The 7,415-nt window shown below is 72.2% G+C and carries 7 protein-coding genes and 1 pseudogene; 3 read left to right on the top strand and 5 right to left on the bottom strand.

Annotated elements, in window-relative coordinates:
• Positions 1-1,490: phosphocholine-specific phospholipase C (locus CCN72_RS22600; RefSeq protein WP_086809094.1), on the bottom strand; the 1,490-nt coding region annotated here is incomplete at its 3' end.
• A 119-nt stretch (positions 1,491-1,609) separates the two neighbouring features.
• Positions 1,610-2,278, bottom strand: a complete 669-nt coding sequence (locus CCN72_RS22595) for an MmyB family transcriptional regulator (protein WP_086809093.1) — start codon at positions 2,276-2,278, stop codon at positions 1,610-1,612.
• Positions 2,279-2,539: 261 nt separating this feature from the next.
• Between CCN72_RS22595 and CCN72_RS22590 the strand changes: the two genes are divergently transcribed.
• Together CCN72_RS22590 and CCN72_RS22585 are read left to right on the top strand one after the other, a co-directional pair.
• Positions 2,540-3,196, top strand: a complete 657-nt coding sequence (locus tag CCN72_RS22590; protein WP_037659679.1) for a helix-turn-helix domain-containing protein — start codon at positions 2,540-2,542, stop codon at positions 3,194-3,196.
• 119 nt (positions 3,197-3,315) lie between these two features.
• Entirely contained in the window at positions 3,316-3,546 is a 231-nt protein-coding gene (locus CCN72_RS22585) for a hypothetical protein (protein WP_086809092.1), read from the top strand.
• 106 nt (positions 3,547-3,652) lie between these two features.
• Here CCN72_RS22585 and CCN72_RS22580 read toward each other — a convergent pair whose 3' ends face one another.
• From CCN72_RS22580 to CCN72_RS22570, 3 genes are all read right to left on the bottom strand, one after another.
• On the bottom strand, positions 3,653-4,336 hold the full coding sequence (locus tag CCN72_RS22580) for a 4'-phosphopantetheinyl transferase family protein (RefSeq protein WP_208638069.1): 684 nt from the start codon (positions 4,334-4,336) through the stop codon (positions 3,653-3,655).
• Positions 4,284-5,201 carry a metallophosphoesterase family protein gene (locus CCN72_RS22575; RefSeq protein WP_086809091.1) on the bottom strand — a complete coding sequence of 306 codons (918 nt, stop codon included), beginning with the start codon at positions 5,199-5,201 and terminating at the stop codon, positions 4,284-4,286. The genes CCN72_RS22580 and CCN72_RS22575 overlap by 53 nt, the downstream gene beginning before the upstream one ends.
• An 83-nt stretch (positions 5,202-5,284) precedes the next feature.
• Complete coding sequence (locus CCN72_RS22570; protein ID WP_086809090.1) at positions 5,285-6,622, bottom strand: 6-phospho-beta-glucosidase; 1,338 nt, start codon at positions 6,620-6,622, stop codon at positions 5,285-5,287.
• Positions 6,623-6,867: 245 nt separating this feature from the next.
• On the opposite strand from CCN72_RS22570, the pseudogene CCN72_RS22565 reads away from it, so the two are divergent.
• Positions 6,868-7,415: pseudogene (locus tag CCN72_RS22565) on the top strand (hypothetical protein); the annotation flags it as partial.

Genomic DNA, 7,415 nt, shown 5'->3' with positions numbered 1-7,415 from the left:
ACGTGCCCAAGCCGCCCGCGCTCCTGCCGGGGCAGCGAGGGGTGCGCGGGCGGCTTGGGCACGTAGTCGGGGTGCCGGTCGTGGTCCGGCGGCGCGTAGCCGGCCGTCGAGGGCAGGGAGACGGGCTTGGTGTCCTTGCGGGAGAAGTCGAAGGCGCTGGTGAGGTCGCCGCACACGGCCCGGCGCCAGGGCGAGATGTTCGGCTCGCGCACCCCGAAGCGCTGCTCGATGAAGCGGATGATCGAGGTGTGGTCGAAGGTCTCGGAGCAGACGAAGCCGCCCTTGCTCCAGGGCGAGACGACCAGCATCGGCACCCGCTGGCCGAGACCGTACGGTCCCGCCGTGTATCCGGCGCCGCCCGGGTACAGGTCGGCCGAGGCGTCGACCGTGGACTTGCCCTGGGCACCGGAGGCGGCCGGGAAGGGCGGTACGACGTGGTCGAAGAAGCCGTCGTTCTCGTCGTAGGTCAGGAAGAGGGCCGTCTTCGCCCACACCTCGGGGTTGGAGGTGAGCGCGTCGAGGACCTGGGAGACGTACCAGGCGCCGTAGTTGGCGGGCCAGTTCGGGTGCTCGGTGAACGCCTCGGGGGCGGCGATCCAGGAGACCTGCGGGAGCGTCCCGGCCTTGACGTCGGCCCTCAAGCGGTCGAAGAAGCCCTCGCCCGCCTTCGCGTCCGTGCCGGTGCGGGCCTTGTCGTACAGCGGGTCGCCGGGCTGCGCGTCGCGGTACTGGTTGAAGTAGAGCAGCGAGTTGTCGCCGTAGTTGCCCCGGTAGGCGTCGTCGATCCAGCCCCAGCCGCCGTTCGCGTCCAGGCCGTCGCCGATGTCCTGGTAGATCTTCCAGGAGACGCCCGCCTGCTCCAGGCGCTCGGGGTACGTCGTCCAGCCGTAGCCCTTCTCGTCGTTGCCGAGGACCGGGCCGCCGCCTTTGCCGTCGTTGCCGACGTAACCCGACCACATGTAGTAGCGGTTGGGGTCGGTGGAGCCGATGAACGAGCAGTGGTAGGCGTCGCAGATGGTGAAGGCGTCCGCGAGGGCGTAGTGGAAGGGGATGTCCCGGCGGGTCAGGTACGCCATCGTGGTGGCGGACTTGGCGGGTACCCACTTGTCGTACTTGCCGCCGTTGAACGCGGTGTGCCCGTCGTTCCAGCTGTGCGGCAGGTCCTGGAGGAAGGCGAGGCCGAGGTCGTCGGCGTCCGGGTGGAAGGGCAGGATGTCCCGGGTGCCGTCCGACTGCTGCCACACGGAGCGGCCGTGCTGGCTGACCGCGCGCGGGTCGCCGAAGCCCCGGACGCCCCGGAGCGAACCGAAGTAGTGGTCGAAAGAACGGTTCTCCTGCATCAGGACGACGATGTGCTCGACGTCCTGAACCGATCCGGTGCGATGGTTCGCGGGCAGGGCGGCGGCGCGCTGGATGCTGCTCGACAGCGCCGTGAACGCCGTCGTGGCGCCCGCGATCTGGAGGAAGCGCCGGCGGTTGACTTCGGTCATGGGGGGGTGGGTCCTCTCGTCCTGACGTCCGTGCTGTGCCGCGCCGAGTGTTCCAAGCCCGGCGAACGTCAGGGAAGGGTGAGATGACGCCGATGTGAAAGTACGGCTGGCGAAAGGTGTCAGCTCTCCGGGGGCGGGACCACCGTCAGATGCGCCGGCACGGCGCGCTGTCTGCGCGGGCGCCGGACCGGCGCGGCGGCACGGGAGTCGCGCGGGACCAGGGTCAGGCGCCGGCAGCCCAGTTCGCGCAGGGCCTGGGGTGTCTCGTCCACGATGCGGCACTCGGTGGGGCCCCGGCGCGGATCGGGGTGCAGCAGCAGCCGTACGGCCCCGTCGAGCCGGGTGCCGCGCTCGCCGACGGCCCGGATCCAGTGCGGCAGGCCCTGCCGGTAGGCGGCGTCCATGAGCGGGTCCTGCATGATCTCCCGGCGGATGGCCTGGAGTTCGGGATCATGGCCGTAGGCGTCCATGGCGCCTTTGAACTGCGCCAGCATCGGCAGGCACCAGCCCGCCTCATGGTCGCCGAGGACGAGCCCGGCGTCCGGGTGGAACAGCACGAACCGCAGGAAGTTGTCCCCGGGCATGGCCGTGGGGTGCGGGCGCGCCCCGCCGAAGAGCGTGGCGTAGGCGTCATTGGCCAGCACCACGTCCCAGCGGTGGTCCACCACCAGGGACGGGAAGGGCACGGCGTCCAGCAGCACGCCGTAGTCCTGTAGGTACGACTGGGTCTCGGAGGTCTCGGGGACGGGCCGCGGCGCCGGCCACTGCCCTCCTGCCTGATGTGCCATCGGGAGGTCACCCCTCTTGCCTCTGCGGCCTTCACGCGGCGATGCGATCCTGCTTCCCCACGAGGAGTGATGTCAACTATCGTGGCATTCCACGCCGGTTGACGGCTGAAATTCGCCACAGTTGTGGCGACACCTGGATGTGGGTTCACAGCACGGGCTAATCTCCGGGAAGTTCACGGCGACCGCCGGTCCTGGTACCGAGCATGCGGGATGCACGGACGCACCTGTTGCCCTTGCTTGAGAGACGTAGGAGTTCTGTCGGTGACGGATGGCTACGAGGATCCGGGCGCCGCGGCGACCGCCCAGCTGCCGGCCGTCGTCGCCCGCGTCACCGCGCTCGCCGAGCGCCTCGGGGTGACCCAGGCCGAGGTCTTCGACATCGCGCGGCTCTCGGTCGCCTGCGGGGTGCCCGAGCCGGTGGTCAAGGCGCTGCTCAGCGGGCGTCCGGCGGGCGAACCCGATGTCCAGGCGCGCTTTTTGCAGCGCCTCGGGCTGCTGCGGCGCACCCGGCTGAAGCCGAACGGCCGCAAGTACACCCAGCAGGAGATCGCCGACGGCGCGGGCATGTCCCGGCAGCAGGCCGGTGCCCTGATCAACGGCGACCGGCGGCCCACCATGGAGCACTGCGACGCGTTGCAGCGCTTCTTCCGGGTGCACGCCGGGTTTCTGACGGCGGAGGACCCGGAGGCGCTGGCGGGCGCGCTCCAGCGCACCGAGCAGGAATTGCTCCAGAAGTTGGCCGACCGGGAGCGGGCCGCGGCCGGGCCCGCCGAGGACCCGCTGGAACGGCTGCTCCAGGATCACGGGGTGCGCGGAATCGCCTGGCGGGCCGCGCAGTTGCCGACCGACCAGCACCGGGACAAGGTCGCGGAATGGCTGGACATGCTCCTGGAGAGCGTGAAGCGGCCGGAGGCCTGACAGCGCCCGGGACACAGGCCGAGGTGCGGTTTCGCCCGATTGTCAGTGGTGGGCGGCAAGCTGGTGTGCGTGCGCCGCAGCGCGCCTGACCGTGCCGCCTACTCGGGGAGAGCCGACCGATGCCCACCGCCGTACTGACCGATCATGAGCGCACCGCCGTCCAGGCCTACTTGAGGCTGCTGCACACGGTGCGCGCCGCCTTCGACGGTCCACCGCAGGGGGCGCCGCCCGCCCTGGTGCCGCCGTCCGTGCTCGCCGAGGCGGAGACGGCCCTGACCCGGGCGGGCCTCGCGGGCAATGAGGAGCAGTTCTTCCGGATGCTGGGCGAGTGGTGCCCGCCGGCCGGCTGAACGGACGGCGGGCCGGTCCGGGGGACGCGGGACCGCCGTAGCGGTGATCGTCGGGCGCCCGGGCTCGTCAGCCGGGCGCCCGGGCGTCAGGCGGCGCCCGGGCCCGTCAGGCGGGGTGTGGGATGACGACCGTGGTGGTCACCAGGGTGTCCCGGGCGGCCCAGCGGCCGTCGAGGACCTGGAGGCGGTGGCCGCCGACGAGGGGGCCGGGGACCAGGAGTTCGGCGTGCAGGGTGCCGTGCGGGGCGCCGTCGGGGGACGGACACAGGGTGATGTCGGCCTCGGAGAAGTCCAGCCACTTGCGGGTGAGCGGGAACCACGCCTTGTACACCGACTCCTTGGCGCTGAACAGGATCCGGTCCCAGTGCACGGCGGGCCGCTGCTCGGCGAGGCGCGCGAGGCGTGCCGTCTCGGCGGGCAGGAAGACGGAGGGACCGACGCCGTCGGGCAGCGGGCCGTGCGGTTCGGCGTCGATGCCCAGCGAGACGAGGTCGGTGGCGCGCACCAGCGCGGCGGCGCAGTAGCCGTCGCAATGGGTCATGCTCCCGACGATGCCCGCCGGCCACTGCGGGGCGCCCCGCTCACCGCTGACCACGGGCCTGGGCGGGATGCCCAGCTTCTCCATGGCGCGCCGGGCGCAGCCGCGCACGGCGGCGAACTCGCGGCGCCGCTTGGCCACGGCACGCGCGACCAGCACCTCTTCCTCCGGGTGGAGGGGGGTGTCCCACAGCGGGTCGTCACGAAGTGCCTCCACGGCCACGACCGACTCCGGGAGCAGCTCCTCGATCACCGGCTTCCACCTCCTCCCTCTCCTCCATCGGCAGGATGCGGCGCGCCGTGCCCGGCTTCTGCGAACGCTTGCGCCACTCACGGGGGTAGCCGACGGAGACCTCGGTGAAGCGGACTCCGTCGTGCCAGGTGGTGCGGGGGATGTGCAGATGGCCGTAGACCATGGTGGCGACGCGGAACCGGCGGTGCCAGTCGGCGGTCAGCTCGGTGCCGCACCACATGGCGAACTCGGGGTGCCACAGCACCTCGGTGGGGTGCCGGTGCAGCGGGTAGTGGTTGGCCAGCACGGTCGGCAGGTCCGCGGGCAGCGCCGCGAGCCGCTCCTCGGTCCGTGCCACCCGCTCGCGGCACCAGGCCTCGCGGCTCGGGTACGGATCGGGGTGCAGCAGGTACTCGTCGTTGCAGACGATGCCGGTGCTCTCGGCGTAGGCGAGGCCCTCGGCCTTGGTGGCGCAGCCGGCGGGCAGGAAGCTGTAGTCGTAGCCGAGGAACAGCGGGGCGACGGCGACCGGGCCGCCGGGGCCCTGCCACACCGGGTAGGGGTCCTCGGGGGTGAGGACGCCGAGTTCGCGGCAGACCTGGACCAGGTGCTCGTAGCGGGCGACGCCGCGCAGCTGTACGGGGTCCTTCGGATGGGTCCACAGGTCGTGGTTGCCCGGGGTCCACAGGACCTTGCGGAAGCGGGCCGTGAGGGTGGCGAGGGTCCAGCGGATGTCCTCCACCGTCTCCGCGATGTCGCCCGCGACGATCAGCCAGTCCTCCTCGCCCGTCGGGTGCAGCTGCTCCACGAGCGCCCGGTTCTCCGGGTAGGAGATGTGCAGATCGCTGATGGCCAGCAACTGGCCGGGACCGGCCGTCGGCTCCACCCCGTGTTCCCCTTCCCATCAGCGGTTTGTCTGCTCCACAAGAACATACTTGGGTGCGGCGTTCAAGTGCCTGTTGAGCCGGTCTACTTGAGGTAGGCGAGGCCCGGATGGACCGCGAGGTAGCCGTCCGTCAGCCGGCGCGCCACGTTCACCGAGTCGACCAGGGGGTGCAGGGCGAACGCCTTGAGCGCGGTGGCCCGGGAGCCGGACTCGGCCGCGGCGAGGACCTCGCGTTCCACCGCCTTGACCGACGAGACCAGGCCGGTGGCGTGCTCGGGCAGCGGGGCGGTGGCCAGGGGGTGGGCGCCGTTGGCGTCCACCAGGCAGGGGACCTCGATGACCGCGTCGGCGTCCAGGTCCGGCAGGGTGCCCTGGTTGCGGACGTTGAGGATGAGGGTCGTACGGGCGTCACGGGCGATGGCGCGCATCAGGGCGAGGGCCACCTTCTCGTAGCCGCCGGAGAGATCCTCCTCCTCGCGTTCGCCGGCGCCCGCGGTCTCCCGGTTCTCCGCCATGTACGTCGCCTCGCGCTCGGCGCGGGTGCGGTCCCAGGCGCCCAGCGCGGAGACGTCCGGGCGTCCGGCCTCGGCGTAGAAGCGGGCCTGCTGGTCGCGCAGGAAGGCGCCGCGGGTCGCCTCGGCCTCCTGGTAGGCGCGGACGGTCTCGCGGTTGAAGTAGTAGTAGTGCAGGTACTCGTTCGGGACGGCGCCGAGCGTGCTCAGCCAGTCGGGGCCGAACAGCCTGCCCTCCTCGAAGGAGCCGAGCAGCGCGGGATCGGCGAACAGCCGGGGCAGTTCGTCGCGTCCGGCGACGCGCAGGCCGCGGACCCAGCCGAGGTGGTTGAGCCCGACGTAGTCCACGAAGGCGTCCTTCGGGTCGGCGCCGAGGACGCGGGCGATCCGTCGGCCGAGGCCGACCGGGGAGTCGCAGATGCCGATGACCCGGTCGCCGAGGTGCCGGGACATCGCCTCGGTGACCAGACCGGCCGGGTTGGTGAAGTTGATCACCCAGGCGTCGGGGGCGAGGCGGGCCACCCGGCGGGCGATGTCGGTGGCGACGGGCACGGTGCGCAGCCCGTAGGCGATGCCGCCCGCGCCGACCGTCTCCTGCCCGAGCACGCCCTCGGCCAGCGCGACCCGCTCGTCGTCCGCCCGGCCGTCGAGGCCGCCGACGCGGATCGCGGAGAAGACGAAGTCGGCGCCGCGCAGGGCCTCGTCGAGGTCCGTGGTGGTGCTCACCCGGGGCGCGTCGGGGCTCTCGGCGGCCTGCTCGGCGAGGACCCGGGAGACCGCGTGCAGCCGGCCGGCGTCCAGGTCGTGCAGGACGACCTCGGTGACCCGGCCCGGGGCGCGGTCGGTCAGCAGCGCGCCGTACACGAGCGGCACGCGGAAGCCGCCACCGCCCAGAATCGTCAGCCTCACGTCACCACGCACCTTTCCCGAGTCCCGAGACCCCTGCCACGGCACATCATCCCCGCGCGCCGCCTCCCGGCGCACATTCCGGGCCCCCTCGCTTCCTCGCCGGTCCCTCGAAGGCACCGGGTCCGTCGCCTGAGATCGCCGGGGCGTCGGCCGGAACCGGCACACCCGACGCGTCGCCGTCACCCGGTGGCCGCCGATCCGTGGTTGCATGCGAACCCCGACTCCACAGCTGTGACAGGAGCCTGATGAAGCGTCAACTCGCCGCGCTCACCGCACTGGTGGGCGCCCTCGTGTGTGCCGCCCCGAGCGCGTCGGCGGCCGAGCCGGACCGGTGGACGGCGGCCGGGACGTCGTACACCGACACCCTGGGCGGCGGCCAGGGCCTCGCCAGCCGGGCCGACGGCTCGCTGCTGCACCGCGGACTGCTGGACATCCCGCTGGATCTGCGGATCAAGGGCTGGAACCACGTGGGTGACCCGGACATCGCGCGCGGCTATGTCTTCGACGCCTACCAGGGCGCGGACACGGCCACGTCGAAGATGTACGCGGTGACCACCCCGGACGGCAAGCGGTACGACTATGTGCATCCGCTGGACCCGGGCGAGAAGGTGAACAACTCCTTCGCCGCGGTCTCGCCCGACGGGCAGTGGCTGGTCTCCGGCGAGTGGGAGGACCAGGACCGGCTCCAGGTGTTCCCCGCGCCGCTGCTCAACCCGGCCACCCCGCGCACCGGCTTGTCCAGGCTGATCTGCCCGGCCTGGGCCAGCGTCCCGCCGGTGCGCGGGGTGGCCGG

This window comes from Streptomyces murinus (assembly GCF_002154555.1).
Taxonomy (GTDB): Bacteria; Actinomycetota; Actinomycetes; order Streptomycetales; family Streptomycetaceae; genus Streptomyces; species Streptomyces murinus.
The sequence above is the reverse complement of the archived record's forward strand: the minus strand, read 5'-3'. Positions and strand labels throughout refer to the sequence as shown.

Coding starts and splice junctions, on each gene's coding strand:
- CCN72_RS22585 (WP_086809092.1), top strand. CDS start 3,316: ATGCCCACCGCCGTACTGACCGATCATGAGCGCACCGCCGTCCAGGCC.
- CCN72_RS22595 (WP_086809093.1), bottom strand. CDS start 2,278: ATGGCACATCAGGCAGGAGGGCAGTGGCCGGCGCCGCGGCCCGTCCCC.